Origin of the sequence: Paraburkholderia sp. UCT2 (genome assembly GCF_014397665.1) — a bacterium.
Lineage (GTDB): Bacteria > Pseudomonadota > Gammaproteobacteria > Burkholderiales > Burkholderiaceae > Paraburkholderia > Paraburkholderia tuberum.
Map to the genome: position 1 here is coordinate 183,860 of NZ_VZQO01000004.1, position 14,719 is coordinate 198,578.

The 14,719-nt window shown below is 63.6% G+C and carries 21 protein-coding genes and 4 pseudogenes; 15 read left to right on the forward strand and 10 right to left on the reverse strand.

Going from position 1 to position 14,719, the window contains the following annotated elements:
- Nucleotides 1-5 precede the first annotated feature (5 nt).
- The 7 genes and pseudogenes from F6X39_RS05335 to F6X39_RS05365 form a co-directional block, all read right to left on the reverse strand.
- On the reverse strand, nt 6-1,109 hold the full coding sequence (locus F6X39_RS05335) for an electron transfer flavoprotein subunit alpha/FixB family protein (protein ID WP_187615842.1): 1,104 nt from the start codon (nt 1,107-1,109) through the stop codon (nt 6-8).
- The gene (locus F6X39_RS05340) at nt 1,106-1,954 is read right to left on the reverse strand and encodes an electron transfer flavoprotein subunit beta/FixA family protein (protein WP_187615896.1); all 849 of its coding nucleotides are present in this window, start codon (nt 1,952-1,954) and stop codon (nt 1,106-1,108) included. Before F6X39_RS05340 ends, F6X39_RS05335 begins: the two co-directional genes overlap by 4 nt.
- 34 nt (nt 1,955-1,988) lie before the next feature.
- On the reverse strand, nt 1,989-2,327 hold the full coding sequence (gene nifW / locus F6X39_RS05345; RefSeq protein WP_187615843.1) for a nitrogenase stabilizing/protective protein NifW: 339 nt from the start codon (nt 2,325-2,327) through the stop codon (nt 1,989-1,991).
- Nucleotides 2,328-2,332: 5 nt separating this feature from the next.
- The gene (locus tag F6X39_RS05350) at nt 2,333-2,485 is read right to left on the reverse strand and encodes a hypothetical protein (protein WP_187615844.1); all 153 of its coding nucleotides are present in this window, start codon (nt 2,483-2,485) and stop codon (nt 2,333-2,335) included.
- On the reverse strand, nt 2,482-3,618 hold the full coding sequence (gene nifV / locus F6X39_RS05355) for a homocitrate synthase (protein WP_187615845.1): 1,137 nt from the start codon (nt 3,616-3,618) through the stop codon (nt 2,482-2,484). The genes F6X39_RS05350 and nifV overlap by 4 nt, the downstream gene beginning before the upstream one ends.
- A 364-nt stretch (nt 3,619-3,982) precedes the next feature.
- The gene (gene erpA, locus F6X39_RS05360) at nt 3,983-4,357 is read right to left on the reverse strand and encodes an iron-sulfur cluster insertion protein ErpA (protein WP_187615846.1); all 375 of its coding nucleotides are present in this window, start codon (nt 4,355-4,357) and stop codon (nt 3,983-3,985) included.
- 292 nt (nt 4,358-4,649) lie between these two features.
- Nucleotides 4,650-4,904 (reverse strand): annotated as a pseudogene (locus F6X39_RS05365) (aminotransferase class V-fold PLP-dependent enzyme); the annotation flags it as partial.
- A gap of 332 nt (nt 4,905-5,236) precedes the next feature.
- Here F6X39_RS05365 and F6X39_RS05370 point away from each other — a divergent pair.
- The 14 genes and pseudogenes from F6X39_RS05370 to F6X39_RS05435 form a co-directional block, all read left to right on the forward strand.
- A pseudogene (locus F6X39_RS05370) lies at nt 5,237-5,425 on the forward strand (nif-specific transcriptional activator NifA); the annotation flags it as partial.
- A gap of 291 nt (nt 5,426-5,716) precedes the next feature.
- Nucleotides 5,717-7,312, forward strand: coding sequence for a nitrogenase cofactor biosynthesis protein NifB (nifB, locus tag F6X39_RS05375; RefSeq protein WP_187615847.1), 1,596 nt, complete (start codon nt 5,717-5,719; stop codon nt 7,310-7,312).
- Between the two features lie 40 nt (nt 7,313-7,352).
- Nucleotides 7,353-7,547, forward strand: coding sequence for a 4Fe-4S binding protein (locus F6X39_RS05380; RefSeq protein WP_026226294.1), 195 nt, complete (start codon nt 7,353-7,355; stop codon nt 7,545-7,547).
- A gap of 50 nt (nt 7,548-7,597) precedes the next feature.
- A complete protein-coding gene (locus F6X39_RS05385) occupies nt 7,598-8,005 on the forward strand; it encodes a HesB/IscA family protein (RefSeq protein ID WP_090811332.1) in 408 nt (135 codons plus the stop codon).
- Between the two features lie 15 nt (nt 8,006-8,020).
- Entirely contained in the window at nt 8,021-8,602 is a 582-nt protein-coding gene (locus tag F6X39_RS05390; protein WP_187615848.1) for a hypothetical protein, read from the forward strand.
- On the forward strand, nt 8,599-9,318 hold the full coding sequence (locus F6X39_RS05395; RefSeq protein ID WP_187615849.1) for a 4Fe4S-binding leucine-rich repeat protein: 720 nt from the start codon (nt 8,599-8,601) through the stop codon (nt 9,316-9,318). Before F6X39_RS05390 ends, F6X39_RS05395 begins: the two co-directional genes overlap by 4 nt.
- Entirely contained in the window at nt 9,311-9,691 is a 381-nt protein-coding gene (locus F6X39_RS05400; protein ID WP_187615850.1) for a nitrogen fixation protein NifZ, read from the forward strand. The genes F6X39_RS05395 and F6X39_RS05400 overlap by 8 nt, the downstream gene beginning before the upstream one ends.
- Entirely contained in the window at nt 9,688-9,963 is a 276-nt protein-coding gene (locus F6X39_RS05405) for a nitrogen fixation protein NifZ (protein ID WP_027193759.1), read from the forward strand. The genes F6X39_RS05400 and F6X39_RS05405 overlap by 4 nt, the downstream gene beginning before the upstream one ends.
- Nucleotides 9,960-10,331 (forward strand): hypothetical protein, encoded by a 372-nt coding sequence (locus F6X39_RS05410; RefSeq protein ID WP_184072322.1) that lies wholly within the window; start codon nt 9,960-9,962, stop codon nt 10,329-10,331. The genes F6X39_RS05405 and F6X39_RS05410 overlap by 4 nt, the downstream gene beginning before the upstream one ends.
- A gap of 77 nt (nt 10,332-10,408) precedes the next feature.
- Nucleotides 10,409-10,735: a hypothetical protein gene (locus F6X39_RS36585; protein WP_262413377.1), complete on the forward strand. Its 327-nt coding sequence runs from the start codon at nt 10,409-10,411 to the stop codon at nt 10,733-10,735.
- Between the two features lie 41 nt (nt 10,736-10,776).
- Nucleotides 10,777-10,995, forward strand: a complete 219-nt coding sequence (gene nifT / locus F6X39_RS05420; protein ID WP_007177241.1) for a putative nitrogen fixation protein NifT — start codon at nt 10,777-10,779, stop codon at nt 10,993-10,995.
- Nucleotide 10,996: 1 nt separating this feature from the next.
- The gene (locus tag F6X39_RS05425) at nt 10,997-11,275 is read left to right on the forward strand and encodes a hypothetical protein (protein WP_102630868.1); all 279 of its coding nucleotides are present in this window, start codon (nt 10,997-10,999) and stop codon (nt 11,273-11,275) included.
- Complete coding sequence (locus F6X39_RS05430; protein ID WP_184072326.1) at nt 11,262-12,425, forward strand: DegT/DnrJ/EryC1/StrS family aminotransferase; 1,164 nt, start codon at nt 11,262-11,264, stop codon at nt 12,423-12,425. The genes F6X39_RS05425 and F6X39_RS05430 overlap by 14 nt, the downstream gene beginning before the upstream one ends.
- A 2-nt stretch (nt 12,426-12,427) precedes the next feature.
- Nucleotides 12,428-12,556 (forward strand): annotated as a pseudogene (locus F6X39_RS05435) (SIR2 family protein); the annotation flags it as partial.
- Between the two features lie 10 nt (nt 12,557-12,566).
- Here F6X39_RS05435 and F6X39_RS05440 read toward each other — a convergent pair.
- From F6X39_RS05440 to F6X39_RS05450, 3 genes are all read right to left on the reverse strand, one after another.
- A complete protein-coding gene (locus F6X39_RS05440) occupies nt 12,567-12,896 on the reverse strand; it encodes a hypothetical protein (protein WP_187615851.1) in 330 nt (109 codons plus the stop codon).
- 54 nt (nt 12,897-12,950) lie between these two features.
- Complete coding sequence (locus F6X39_RS05445; RefSeq protein WP_090811320.1) at nt 12,951-13,187, reverse strand: FmdB family zinc ribbon protein; 237 nt, start codon at nt 13,185-13,187, stop codon at nt 12,951-12,953.
- Between the two features lie 82 nt (nt 13,188-13,269).
- Entirely contained in the window at nt 13,270-13,944 is a 675-nt protein-coding gene (locus F6X39_RS05450) for an OmpW/AlkL family protein (protein ID WP_187615852.1), read from the reverse strand.
- Nucleotides 13,945-14,038: 94 nt separating this feature from the next.
- On the opposite strand from F6X39_RS05450, the pseudogene F6X39_RS05455 reads away from it, so the two are divergent.
- Nucleotides 14,039-14,677 (forward strand): annotated as a pseudogene (locus tag F6X39_RS05455) (radical SAM protein); the annotation flags it as partial.
- Nucleotides 14,678-14,719 lie beyond the last annotated feature (42 nt).

Sequence of the window (14,719 nt, forward strand, 5' to 3'; positions counted from 1 at the left end):
TCTCCTCAGGCAGCCTGCTTGCGGCGCCGGGTCAAATGCTCCACAAAAGCCTGCTTCAGCGCGGGCAACACTTGCAACGCATTGCCGACAATCCCGTAGTGTGCGAAATCGAAGATGGGTGCGTTCGGGTCGGTGTTGATCGCCACGATCACGTCTGCGCTTTCCATGCCCACGCGGTGCTGGATCGCGCCGGATATGCCGGCGGCGATGTAGAGCTTGGGCCGCACCGTCTTGCCGGTCTGTCCCACCTGGCGCTCCCCCTCGACCCAGCCGGCCTGCACGCATGGCCGGGTCGCACCCACTTCGCCGCCGAGCACGTTCGCCAGTTCGAACGCCAGCTGAAAGTTTTCCGGGCTCTTCAACCCCTTGCCGCCGCTCACAATCACATCGGCATAGGGCAGGTTGATCCGGTTGCTGCTCGCATCCGGGATAAAGTCGAGCAGCCTCGTGACGATGTCCGTCTCGATCATCCCCAGCGTTCCATGGACGATGTTGCCGGTGCGTTCGGCGTCGCGCAGCGGCATCGGCATCACGCGCGGGCGCACCGTCGCCATCTGCGGACGGTACGCGAGCGTCATGATCGTGCACAACAGCGAGCCGCCGAAGGTGGGGCGCGTCGCCGCCAGCGCCCGCGACGCGGGATCGATGTTGAGTTCGGTGCAATCGGCGGTCAGCCCGGTCAGCAGGGTCGTCGCTACGGAGCCGGCGAGGTCGCGGCCCATCGACGTCGCGCCCAGCAGCAGGATCTCGGGCTGATGCCGGTTGACGAGGTCGGTCAGCCCTTTCGTGAACGGCTCGTTGCGATAGCCTTGCAAGACCGGGTCGTGGACGATGTACGCATCGTCCGCGCCGTAAGTGAAGGCTTCTGCGGCGAACTGTTCGAGCGGTTCATTTGCGCCACCGAGCACCGCGATGCCCACTCGGCTGCCGAGCGTGTCGGCCAATTTGCGCGCTTCACCGAGCAGTTCCCACGAGACGCTGTGCACGTGTCCACGGTCGTGCTCGATAAAGACCCAGACGCCTTTGTAGGCCTTCAGGTGTTTCGGCAGTTCGAGATTGCGTCCTGCGCGGCCGGCGGGTTTCTTGGCGGGGGCGGCGGGTGCGTTCATGAACCCTCCTTCATCAGCAGGTCAGCTTCCAGGGTAGGATGGCGCGTGAAGATCTTTTGCAGCAGGTTCACCGACACGTCGCAAAGACTCGATGCGTCGAGGTCGAGCATCTCCGCTTTCTCGCTGCGCGGCGTCGGTCCAAAGACTTTGCTGACCACTGTCGGCGAGCCCTTCAGGCCGATCTTGGTGAGATCTTCGATGCCGGCCTGTTCGCAGTTCCATTTGTGCACCGGATAGCCGGCCGCATGAATCATCGCGGGCAGCGTCGCAAAGCGCAGTTCGTTGGTGTTCTCCAGCATTGTGATCAGGCACGGCAGCGCAGTCCTGAGCACGTGCACGCCGCCCTCGGCGCGGCGCTCGACGGTGATCGTGCGCGCATCGAGAGCGGTCTCGACGATGCGCGACACGTAGGTCAGCAGTTGCAGCCCGAGGCGTTTGGCGATACCGGGGCCGACTTGCGCGGTGTCGCCGTCGATCGTCTGCTTGCCAGTGAACACGATGTCCACCGCCTGCTCCTTCGCGATCTGCTGGATACCCGCTGCCAGCGCGTACGACGTAGCGAGCGTATCCGCGCCAGCGAATGCACGGTCGGTGAGCAGCACGGCGTCGTCCGCGCCGAAGCTGATGCACTTGCGCAGCGCTTCCTCGGCCTGCGGCGGGCCCATGCAAAGCAACGTGACCTTGCCGCCGAAGCGGTCCTTCAGTCGCAGCGCCTCTTCGAGTGAAAACAGGTCATACGGGTTGACGATCGCCGGAACACCCTGGCGCATGATCGTGTTGGTGACCGGATGAACGCGGATCTGCGTCGAGTCCGGGACCTGCTTGATGCAGACGACAATGTGCATGGTCTTAACGATGTGCATGGTCTTGCTCCACCTGTCAGGCAAGGGTGCGCGCGGGCAGCGACGCGCGCAGACTGTCGAGTGAAACGTGCTGCCGCCCATTTGTGTCCCGCAACACCTTGAACACTTTTTCCTGCGCCGGCGTGGAGGTGACGAAGTCGCCGTAAGCCTTCAGCAGCAGCGCGCGATATGACGCGAACAGGGCGGGTTCGTCGCCTTCTGGCAGCGCGTCCTGTTGCTGGATGTACTGAAAGAAGCGCTTGAGGATGTGCAGTCGACTCACGTTGACGACCTTCTGGTCGAACGGAATGCCGAAGAACTGCAGGAAGTCCTCGGCTGAGGACAGCGCCTTGAGTTGCTGGACAAAGCTTTCCATCGCGTTTACTCCTTGCAGGCGGATGAGGATAGGTATGGACAGAGCGTCGGCTCGGCGAAGTACTTGTCGCAGGCGCCGCTGGTGGCGCACGGCGTCGTCGTGCCCGACTGTTCGGGTTTCGCGACACACTTCGTGAAGCCGACCACAGCGCCGCTCATGACAATTCTCCGACGGTGTAGCGCACCTCGATCAGGAAGCGATACAGGTCGGCGGCGCTGGGCGTTTGCTTGTGCTGGGTGGCATGGTGGCGGATCCGGGTCAGCAGCAGCACGAGCAGCTTTTCATTGACGGCCAGGCCGAGCGCGTCATAAGCCCGGCGCACGCTTTGCGAACCCGAATGCTTGCCGAGCACGACCGAGCGTTCGCGACCGAGTTCGGCGGGGTCGAAGCTCTCGTAGGTCGATGCATTCTTCGCGAGCCCGTCTGTGTGGATGCCGGACTCGTGCGTGAATACGCTGGCGCCGACAATGCTTTTGTTCAGCGCGACCGGGCGTCCTGAAGCCCGTTCGACAAGCCGCGAGATGCTCAATAGCGCGGTCGTGTCGACGCCGGTGTTGCGACCCATGATATGGCGCACGCCCATCACGATCTCCTCCAGCGCGGCATTTCCGGCGCGTTCGCCGAGACCATTGACAGTGGTGTTGGCGTGGGTTGCGCCGGCGCGCAGTGCGGCAAGGGTGTTCGCGGTCGCGAGCCCGAGGTCGTTGTGCGCGTGGACTTCGATTTCCAGATCGACCGCGTCGTGCAATCGCGCAATCGCTTCATAGGTCGAAAAAGGATCGAGGACGCCGAGCGTGTCCGCAAAGCGGATGCGTTGCGCACCGCACTGTTGCGCGTGCCGCGCCACGTCGGCAAGGAACGAGGGGTCCGCGCGCGAGGCATCCTCCGCGCCCAGCGAAACCTTGCGGCCGCTTTTGACGGCGGCGCTGATCACGCGATTCACCTGCGCGAGCACCCACGAGCGCGGCTGGCGCAATTTGTGTTGAAGTTGGATATCGGACACGGGAATCGACAGGTGAATGATGTCGGCATTGCAGCACAAGGCCGACGCCAGGTCCGCGTCGGTGAGACGGCCCCAGACCATCAGATCGGCGTCGAGATTCAGCGCGACGATGGTCTGGATGCAATGGATTTCCTCGGCACCCATCGCGGGGATACCGATTTCCAGTTCGGGTACGCCGGCGCTTGAGAGCGCCTCGGCAATCGCGCATTTTTCGGCAACCGTGAATGCGACGCCAGCGGTCTGTTCGCCGTCGCGCAGTGTGGTGTCGTTGATGATCGGATTCGACACGGGAAGTTGTCCTTTAGGCATTTGATCATACGGTTTGCAAGTACTGCGCCATGCACGGTTAGTGCGAATAGCCGCTTGCCGCGGGGCTTTCCGGTGTTCGCTGGCGCTGTGATGAAGCGGTTCCAACGAAGACCTGTCGCGAATGTCCTGTTTCGAACAGCCAGGTGTAGCGATGAACACGGCGCTGCAGAAAGCGATGCGCGACGCGATGGGCGTGGTCAGCCAGGACGTGCGGACGCGGTCGGCGCGATGCAAACGCTGTAGGGATTGGCTATCCATCGGCTATCCAAGGCCCCACGCAATGTCGAACTGGTTGTTCTCCTCGTCGTCGGGAGGCGCCAGTCAGTGAGATTTCATGATTGCCTCACACGGAAAACGAACTGCCGCAGCCACAGGTGCTCTGCGCATTGGGGTTGTGAATGACGAAGCGCGAACCTTCCAGATTGTCTTCGTAGTCGACGCGCGCGCCGGGCAGGTATTGCTGGCTCATCGAATCGACCAGCAGCGTGACGCCGTCCGTGACGATCTGCACGTCGTCGTCCGCCACCTGGTCGTCGAACGCGAAGCCGTACTGGAAGCCCGAACAGCCGCCGCCGGACACGTACAGCCGCAGCTTCAGGTTGGGATTGCCTTCTTCCTCGATCAGCGAGGCCACTTTCGCAGCAGCCTGAGGCGTGAATTCGAGTAGGCCGGGCATGACGCCGGGTGTGGCGGAAGCCGATTGGATGAGCGTTTCCATGGAGGTTCCTCTCAGGCTTGAATGGACTCACTTCGGGTTAGACGAGCAGGTCGGTTGCTCGGCGAGTTACAGGTCGTCGGCTGCTGTGCCTCGAATCGTCTGGAGCGAGCGAAAGTCAGACACGGCCGCCTTGATCGCGTCCTCGGCGCGAGAATCGAGCAGTGGATCTCGACCGGCGGCAATGGCAGTTCCTCGACGATCTGATGCGTGCACAACGTCCCCGAACGCATGCCGCGCTCGTGGACGCCGCCGTGCATTTGGCACGCGATCCGCATGCGCGTCCGGAGCCCCACGAGGTCCAGACAATCTCGTGCGGGTCCCCGTTGACGAGCGAGCTGACCTGCTCGCGGGCCAGTTCCACCGCTTCTTCGCCGACCCAGCCATAGGCATCCGAACGGCTGGCGGGATTGCCGTACATCTCGGTCAGGTAAGGCAGCATGCGTCTGATCACGCGCGGATCGACCGGCGTGGTGGCGGCATGATCCAGATGCACCGGGTTGGCGCCGCGCGGATGGAGGGCGGTACTCACGCGTTGGAAATCCGACATCGCAGGCTCCTGAAAGCGGGGTAATGCGACCTTCAGGGCAACTTCCATGCCAATGGATTTTCACGCTCTAGTGGCCTCTTTCAGCTGGGCCGCTGTTGTTTCGCTGTTGTTTTTGTGTCGATGCGCCCGACGAGTGAGGATTGCCGCCGTTCTTTTTGTCGGATTTGTCGTTACGCGCGCGGGATTGACACGCGCGATGGCTGAATCGTCAGGCGTAGAAATGCGCTTACTTCAAACGCTGTGTCTTTGCGTCGATCGTGCACCTTGCGCTGGTACATCGAAAGCGCGCAGCGCACGAAGGGGAAGTCAACGGTGAACATTCAGGGCAAGCGTTGGACGGCGTCTACGAGGTGAGCAAGACGCTGGTTTCGTCGCTCGATGTGGCGAAAGCCTTCCGCGAGTCCCTGAACTATCTTGTGCAGACGATGGAGTGGCGGCGCGCCTTTGTGGTGCTGGCCGAACCGGACGGGCAACTGCGCGGCCTGAGCTCTACGGGTCTTTCGCGTGACGAGCAGCAGCGGACGATTACACGTTCGCGACATCGCAAGCCGGGGAAGCCGGAGGGTGAACGCGAACGATTGATCTGGTTTGTGCGGGTCCATCTCGCTGGTTCGGAACATGCTGTCCGGGTCGTGTGAGATTTGTCGCAACACCGACACGACGCAACGAGATTGTAGGGATACGTCGCGCGCCGGGATCAAACAGAACTGCGAAATATATCCTAACCCGTTGATTCCTGGCGTTCTTGTCGAGTGGCATGGATCTGGCTCTATGGCTTGCGCGCGGCCGCCGTTGGTTGCGAGGAGATATCCATGCAAGCGAGTTCAAATGCGAGCGACTTGCCCGCAGCGGCCTATATCAGCATCGGGCAGATTAAACCGCTCGGCGTGAAGATCGAAGACCCGTCCACCGGTGGCGGCTGCGGCACGCACGGTGGCGAGGGTAGGGCCAGCTGCGGCGCGTCGGGTAGTCTCGACGACATGCCGCCGGACATCTGGGAGAAGGTCAAGAATCACCCATGCTACTCGGAAGAAGCCCATCATCACTATGCGCGCATGCATGTGGCGGTGGCGCCGGCTTGCAACGTCCAGTGCAACTACTGCAACCGCAAATACGACTGCGCGAACGAGTCGCGTCCCGGCGTGGTCTCTCAGAAGCTAACGCCGCAACAGGCAGTGAAGAAGGTCGTGGCGGTCGCAAGCGAGATTCCACAGATGACGGTGCTTGGCATCGCCGGTCCCGGTGATTCGCTGGCGAGCCCGAAGAAGACCTTCGAGACGTTCCGGATGCTGCAGGAACAGGCGCCGGACATCAAGCTGTGCCTGTCGACCAATGGCTTGGCGTTGCCCGACCTCGTGGACGAAATCTGCAAGTACAACATCGACCACGTGACAATCACCATCAACATGGTCGACCCGGCGGTGGGCGAGAAAATCTATCCGTGGATTTTCTGGAAGCACAAGCGCGTGACCGGTTACGAAGCAGCCCGCATCCTTCATGACCGGCAGATGCAGGGTCTCGAGATGCTCACCGCACGCGGCGTGCTGACCAAGATCAACTCGGTGCTGATTCCCGGCATCAACGAGGAGCACCTGATCGAGGTCAACCGCGACGTCAAGAAACGCGGCGCGTTCCTGCATAACATCATGCCGCTGATCTCGGAGCCCGAGCACGGCACTCACTTTGGCCTGAGTGGCCAGCGCGGACCGACTGCGCAGGAACTCAAGGCCGTGCAGGACGCCTGCATGGGCGGCGCCAACCTGATGCGTCATTGCCGCCAGTGCCGCGCGGATGCGGTTGGCCTGCTGGGCGAGGACCGCAGCGAGGATTTCACGCTCGACAAGATCGAGCAGATGGAAGTGGTCTACGACCTCGACCGCCGCCGTGAATACCAGCAGCGCGTCGAAGCCGAGCGTCAGGCGCAGCACGACGCGAAGCAGGAAGCGCTGGCTGTCTCTCGCGAGATCGACGTCGCCGACGACATGAAGGTGCTGGTCGCGGTCGCAACGAAGGGCGGCGGCCGGGTCAACGAGCACTTCGGCCACGTCACGGAGTTTCAGATCTTCGAGGTCTCGGCAGCCGAAGCGCTGTTCGTCGGCCATCGCCGGGTGGACCTGTATTGCCGGGGCGGTTACGGCGACGACGAGCAACTACCGTCGGTCGTGCGCGCGCTTCGCGACTGCCACGCGGTGCTGGTCGCGAAGATCGGCGCCTGCCCGAAAGACGAACTGGCGCAAGCGGGCATCGAGCCGGTCGATCAGTACGTCGGCGAATTTATCGAAAAAGCGGTGCTTGCCTGGTTCAACGACTACCGCAGTTGCATCGCCAGCGGCGCCATCGTGCACCGGGACCGCGGCGATGCTTCGATCCGCCAGGGTGCTTACACCTCGTCAGCCTCAGCGGCGTGACACCCCACACCCTTCCAGACAGGACAACAGGAGAGCCTCCATGCCTCTGAAGATTATTGCGTCCACCTGTACGGGATGCTCGGCGTGCGAACCCGAATGCCCCAATGTCGCGATCAGCGAGAAAGGCGGCGTGTTCGCGATCGACCCCAAGAAATGCACCGAATGCGAAGGCCACTTCGACGACCCGCAGTGCGTCGCCGTGTGTCCCGTGGACGGCTGCATCGTTCAGGTTTGAGTCTGGCTCGTGGCCGGGCCGGCCATTCATCCATCAGGAGACTACGCATCATGCTGTCCAACGTAACTGTTACGAGCGCCGCCGAGAAGTTCATGCGTCGTATCGTGCGCTTTTCGGGCCTGCCGGCTGGGGCCGGCTTTCGTCTGGTGGTGAGCGCCGGCGGCTGTTCCGGCTATACCGCGGAATTCACCGCCGAGCCGGCGCTGCAACCAGGCGAACAGGAACTCGACATCAACGGCCTGCGCGTATTCCTGCCGGCTGAGAGCCGGCTGATGCTCGAAGGCATAACGATCGATTTCGCCGACACGCCAACCCAGTCCGGCCTGATCTTCTTCAATCCGAACCAGGCCGCTTGTGGTTGCAGCAGCAGTGCGGAATCGGCGCCGCCGGGCGTGGCGACCATCGATGTCAGCGCGATTGGCCGCGGGCGGCCGCCGCTGCCGCGTCAGATCTCCTGAAGAGGAGCGATGGCGATGGAGTCCGGCGACCGTGCCCTCGACGACGTAATGACCGCGTTTGCGCAGAGCGCGATTGGCGGCGGCTTGCCGTCGGGCGTCAATGCATTGATCGCCGAGGCGGGTCGGTTGCGCGAGCGCCCCGACGAGGCGCTCGCGCTGTTGCAACGCGCCCGCGCCGCCGCGCCGCGCCATCCGGTGCCGTTGATCGCGCTGTACCGCTTTTACTTCTACGGCCATCAATTGGCGCAGGCGCGTGCGATCGGCGAAGACGCGCTGGCGGTCGCCCGCACCGCGCTGAGCTCAGATTTCGGCGACGAACCACTTGCGGCCGCGATCGTGACCACGCGTTATGACGCGGCCGCACGTTTTTATCTGTTCACGCTGAAGGGCCTCGCGTACCTCAACATGCGTCTCGGCGACTTTGAAGAAGCGCGCATGCTACTGCGCGAATTGCGCCGGCTCGATCCCGAAGACCGGGTGGGGGGCGCGCTGCTTTCGCAAGTCTTGGATCGTCATGCGACCGGCGTCGGGTCCGACGAAGCAATGGATGCGCTGAGTGCGTATCCGACGCGCGGCTGGACGGGGACGCAACCATGAGCGTACAGAACGTGCGCGTACCAGGCGGCGACATTGCACCGCGCCACTGGCAGGGCGGCCCGCTCGACTGCGCCGGCTGCGGGTACGTGCGGTTCCGCGAGTTGCCGGCGGAGCACGGTTGCGGGCCAGCGAGTCACGCCGGTGTGTTTTGTCTGCCCGCATTGCTCGGCGACCCGGACGAGATGGTCCGGCTGCTGCTCGCGTTGCGATTGCCGCAGGCGCAACTGGCGCGCCTGATCCACGATCCGCATCGCCAGGTGCGGATTCGCGTGGCGCAGCGCCTGTCGTCTGCTGCATTGGTCGGCATGCGGGGCGATGCCGACTACGGCGTGCGCGAATGTGTGGCGCAGCGTCTGCCGCTCGCGCTGCTGCCGCAGATGATCGGCGGCCCTGATCGCGTAGTCCGGATGGGGCTGGCCGAGCGTCTTGAGATGCCCGCGCTGCTGCGTATTGCCGACGACAGCGAGGCCGAGGTACGCCGCATCGTCGCCGAGCGTCTGCCCGCGACGCTGCTATCGCGCCTCGCGTTCGATCCCGATTGGCGAGTGCGCTGGCAAGTCGCGCGGCGCGCCGCTGGCGAAATCGTGGCGTCGCTGGTGGATGACGCGGACGAAGAGGTGCGCGCGCTCGCGCGGCAGCGCCGGCAGTCGGGCGAGGTCGCTAGCCTGATGACCACCGGACAGACGCAACGATCAGCAGGAGTGAAGCATGGCTGACATCAACCGCGACGACGACCTGATCGAGGTCGCGTTTCCCCCGCGCTTCAACTACGGCGAGCGCGTGATCGCACGCGCGGTGATCCGCAACGACGGCACCTACAACGGCAAGGACATCGGCGAAGTGCTGGTGAACAAGGGCGAGATTGGCTACGTCACCAGCATCGACACCTTCCTTCAGCAGTTCTATATCTACGCGGTGGATTTCGTCGAGAGCGGCCACCGTGTCGGCATGCGCGCGAAAGAGCTATGCACGCTCGACAACCTGCCGGACGACGTGCTGCAAGGCTTGGGCGAGCGGGCCGAAGCGCTGCACAAGATCGGCACGCGGGTCCAGCCGGAAACGTCGCAACCGCAGGAGCCGTCAGCATGAGTATCGAACCGGTTCAGCCTGCTTATCAGTGGGGCATGCGCGTGATCGCGCTGGATGACCTGTGCAACGACGGCAGCTTTCCGGAGCGCGGCCAGGACGATTGTCTGGCCGAGGCGGGTACGGTCGGCGAAATCGTCAACGTCGGGCAGGTGGTTGAGAGCGGCGAGCCGGTCTATCTGGTGGAGTTCGGCAACTGTGTCGTCGGATGCACGGAGAATGAAATTGCGCCCGCACCCGCCGGCCTGCTACCCGAAGAAGGAGCCATGTCATGACGGTTCAGGCGAGCGCGCCAGAAGCGGCGCCGCCGCGCGACGGTTTGCGCGCGGGCCGCCCGTTCGACCTGACCCAGCGCCAGATCGAGCAAGCGCTGCGCGAGCGTACCCGCTACCGCTATGTGCTGCCGCGCGTGCTGCGCGACGGGCAGGGGTTCCGTGTCGAGAGCCCGTGCTGCTCCCGCAATGTCGACGCGAATGGCGGGCTGATCGACATAGCCTGGCTCACGCGCGATGAAGACGGTATGTGGCACCTGAGCGCGCGCGATCATGCGTCGCACCGATGGATGCCCCAGCATGAGAGCACCGATCTGGCCGAGCTGCTGGACACGCTGTGCATCGATCGCGAATGCGTGTTCTGGCCGTGAAGCAAACTAACGGAGCCGGGCGACGATCTATCTCGACCACAACGCGACCATGCCGCCAGCCTCCGCCGTGGCAGGCGATGCTGTCCATCCTGACGGATGTGTGGGGCAACGCGTCGTCGCAGCATGCCGTCGGGCAGCAGGCGAAGGGCACGCTCGCTGCGGCCCGCGCGACGATCGCGCGAGCGCTCGATTGCAAGCCCGCAGAGTTGATCTTCGCCGGCGCAGGCACCGCGTCGGCCCGGCACCAGCTACCTGCGCTTCGGCGAGCTTCCCGCCGAGGTCGTGTTGCAGCGGTGCGGCTGTCGCTCGGCGAAATCACTACGGCGCAGGACATTGAGTACGTGCTCGCCCATCTACCGCCGTTGCTTCGTCCACTGCTGGAGGAAGCAGCGCATCCCGCTTGAAGCTGGTTTGAACCTGTCATCAATCTCCGGAGTCCGCAACCATGAAAGTCATGATCCGCAAGGACAGCAAGGGCGCGCTGAGCGCCTACGTGCCAAAGAAGGACCTGGAAGAGCCCATTGTCGCGATGGCGCAGCCCGGGATGTGGGGCGGTCTCGTCACGCTCGCGAACGGCTGGCAACTCGAATTGCCCGCGATGGCCGACGATACGCCACTGCCCATCACGGTCGAAGCGCGGCGCATTGCTGGCGTGGAGGAGTGAGATGAGCCTGAACGCCGAGCAATTGGACTTCGCGGCGGACCTGCTCCGCACGGCACCGACGCTACGCGACGCTGCCGCGCAATGGCACGAACGTTATCCCGAGGTGCGCACAATGCATGTCAGCGCAACGGTGATGCGCGACGAGACAGCAGCGCTTCGGTTCGGTGTGCGCAGTATCTATTTCGCGATGTCGGCCGGGCATTGCAGGTCCATCACGCAGCGGCCTGAAGAGGCCGATGCGTTGATCCTGACCGAGGAGAAGGCGCATGGAAATCGATGAGATCGCGCTGAGCGAACCGGCTTGCGCGGCGCGCGAGATCGATCTCGTCAACGCGGTGCTGCAATCCTCGCGTTGGAGCGACGGGCCAATGCTTGATTCGTTCGAGCGCGCGTTTGCGGGCTGGGTTGGCCGGGAGTATGCGGTCGCGGTCGCGAGCGGCACGCTCGCCACCTGGATTGCGTTGCGCGCGACGGGGATCGGCCCGGGAGACGAGGTGGTCTGCGCGTCGCACACCTGGCATCAGGTGGCGCAGGCGATCACGCTGGCGGGAGCCGTGCCGGTGTTCGCCGACATCGACTACTGGAGTGGTTGTCTGAGCGCCGAAAAAGCCGCGCAGAAGATCGGCCCTCGCACGCGCGCGATCCTCGCCGGCAATACCAACGGCCACCCGGCCGCGTGGGCGCTGCTGCGCGAACTGGCCGACGCGCAGCGCTTGCGGCTGATCGAAGACAGTACTGAGGCGTTGGGCTCGCGCTACCGGGGCCGCAACGTCGGCTGTTTCGGCGACGTATCAGTGTTCGACTTCTCCAGCCCGTCCGCGCTGTGCACAGGAGCGGGCGGCATGCTCGTCACCGACGATGACGAACTCGTCCATGAACTGCGCTATCTGCGCGAGCGGCGCGTCACGGACCGCGCGTCCGTCTCGGTCGGCTCGCGGGTGCCGCTGCAGGCGGGCATCAGTGATCTGACCGCCGCGCTCGGTCTCGCGCAACTGGCCGAACTCGACACGCGCCTCGCGCAGCGAAAGCAGGTCGAGACCTGGTATCACGAGGAGATGCAAAGCTTCGAAGGGATCAAGCCGGCCTACGTGGCCGAGGACGTCGAAGAAGTGCACTGGATGCTCTATGTTGTGCATTTGGGCAAGCGTTTTACGCAGAGCGCGCGCGCCCAGATGATCGACGACATGAAATCTTGCGGCATTGAGACGGTGGCCTACAGCCATCCGCTGCATCAGCAGTTCCACTACATGAACGCGGGCGATGCGATCGGCCGCAAGAGCGGCCTGTTGCCCGACACCGAGCGCATCGGCGATCGCGCGCTGGCGCTGCCGCTGCACACGCTACTCGACACCGACCAGGTCAAGTACATCGTCAAGACGCTGAAAGACACCGCGACCAACGTGGGCGCCGGCGCCGCCATTTATCTGTGAGGCTGCCCGACGAACCGACGCGTATGGAGGCGCGCTTTCCCGAAGAGCAGGGCATCACGTGCATCGCGATGCCGCTGGGCGGGTTCGCCGAAGCGTTGGTGGATGCCATGCAACCCGCACTGGCCGCGTGAAGCGTGGCCGCTATCCATCGTTCTTTATCCGTAGCCCTTTATCAAGATCGCCGTCATGACCACATTGACCGTACTGCCTTCGGGCAAGACCTACGGCGTTGCCGCCGGCGCGACCCTGCTGCAGGCAACTCGGCCTCGCGCTGGCGCGCGTACTGCATGCGCAGGACGTTTCCGTCGTGGTCATCGAAGCGCGCGAGCGCGAGGAGGGCGGCCGTGCTGACGCAATGTTGCGAAGCCACGCGTCGAGATACGGGCAGATGCCCTTCGCGCGTTCCAGCAGGCTGTCGGCGGTGGCCTGATCCAGCGTGCCGGCCATCAAGACGGTGAGACTGAGTGCCATCCCGTAGGCGCCCTCGAGGTTTATATACATCGACAGCGCGATTCCCCGTTGGGCTCAGCGCAGCAGCTTGCGACGCTCGGCCGGCGAATAGTTGCTGAGGTGCCCTTCGCGCGCCGCCTGACGCCGCGCGCGGGAGATGATCGCGCGGCTCTTGCCGGGCGAGGCCGGCGCGCTGACCTGCTTGTCCAGCGCGGTGCCGCCGCATTGCGGGCAGACGGGCGTGTGGCCGGCGCGCACCAGCGTTTCGAACGCGTGGCCGCAGGCCGCGCAGCGGTAGTCGTACAGGGGCATAGTGATCAGATCTCCGTTTCAGGTGGATGGGGCGCAGCGGATCGCCCGTTGGTGCGAGCTGTGGTCTGTCATTGCGCGCTCGCTAGAACTTCATCCCGACGCCTATTCCCAGTACCAGTGGGTCGATGTCCAGCCGGCCCAACGAACTATCGCCGAGCGAGACGTCCGTGTGCATCCAGATCTTCTTGATATCCGCGTTGAGAAAGACGGTCTTCGTGATCTGCACGTCGACGCCAGCCTGCACCGCCGGACCGAAGCTGCTGCGTGACACCTGGATGCCTTCGGAGCCCGCGCTCAGGCCGTCGTTGTAGAAATACGTGTAGTTGACCCCCGCGCCGACATACGGTCGGATCATGCCAGCATGGTTGAAGTGATATTGCAGCAGCAGCGTCGGTGGCAGCACGTTCACGCCACCTAGATCGCCGAGGCCAGACGTCACGTGGTGCCGCGAGGTGGCGAGAATCAGCTCGATGCCGATCGCGTCGCGGATCATATAGGTCAAATCCAACTCCGGCACGAGTGCGTTATTGACACCCACGCCGAGCGACGACAACGTGCCGCTGGTGTGTACTTCGGGCTCGATCGAGATGGCACGCAGACGCACGAGCACGTCACCGGCGTGGATCCCATCCGCCGGCACCTGGCCTGCCATCGTGCTTCCGTTCGCGCTTACGTCATCCGCGTATGCCAGCACTTCGAACAAACCGGTAGTGCACAGGCTTGCCACGATCATGACGGCCTTAATCATGTGCTTCATCGCTTTCCCCTTGTTGACGTATGCGGGGAATTGTCGACGCGCAAATCAGGGCTGCCCTTGCGCAGGATCAACCGGTCCCGATCCCGAAGTCAAGATGCGACATCGGGTCACGCGTAGGAATGTCGAGATAGCGGGAGCCTTGAGGCCGGACTATTGGCCTTCAACCGCATTGACTGGTACCCAGGATGTTTCTCGCACCCGGAGACACCGATTTCGCAGCCATTGCCGGACTGGCTGCAGCCGCCGAACGGCACGCAGATCACTCTGCTACTTCTGCGCATGCAACAAGGTCATTACGCAGGACCATGGCTGCAGCGCCAGATATCTGAGCTACCTCGTTCGTGAGATGGACCTGGTCGCGTCACATCTCGGACCTGACCGGCGAACCGTGCAACTGCATCTGGGAGATGGAACGCCGACCTTCTTCCCTGTTGCCGAACTCGAAGAGCTTGTCCAGCAACTGCAGAACCGCTTCGCGTTCTCGATCGACGCAGAACTTGCGATCGAAATTGATCCGCGAACCGTCAGCACCGAAACGCTTTCACCACTCGCGCGCCTCGGCTTCAACCGAGCGAGCTTCGGCGTACAGGACTTTGCTACCGACGTTCAGCAGGCTGTCAATCGCATCCAGCCACTCGATGTGGTGGAACGCGCACTCAGCGGCGCACGCGATGCGGGATTTCTCTCAATTAACGTCGACCTGATCTACGGTTTGTCGCAGCAGACTGTCGCCTGATTTAGCCCGCGCACTGCGTCAGTGCACCACACCCCGCCG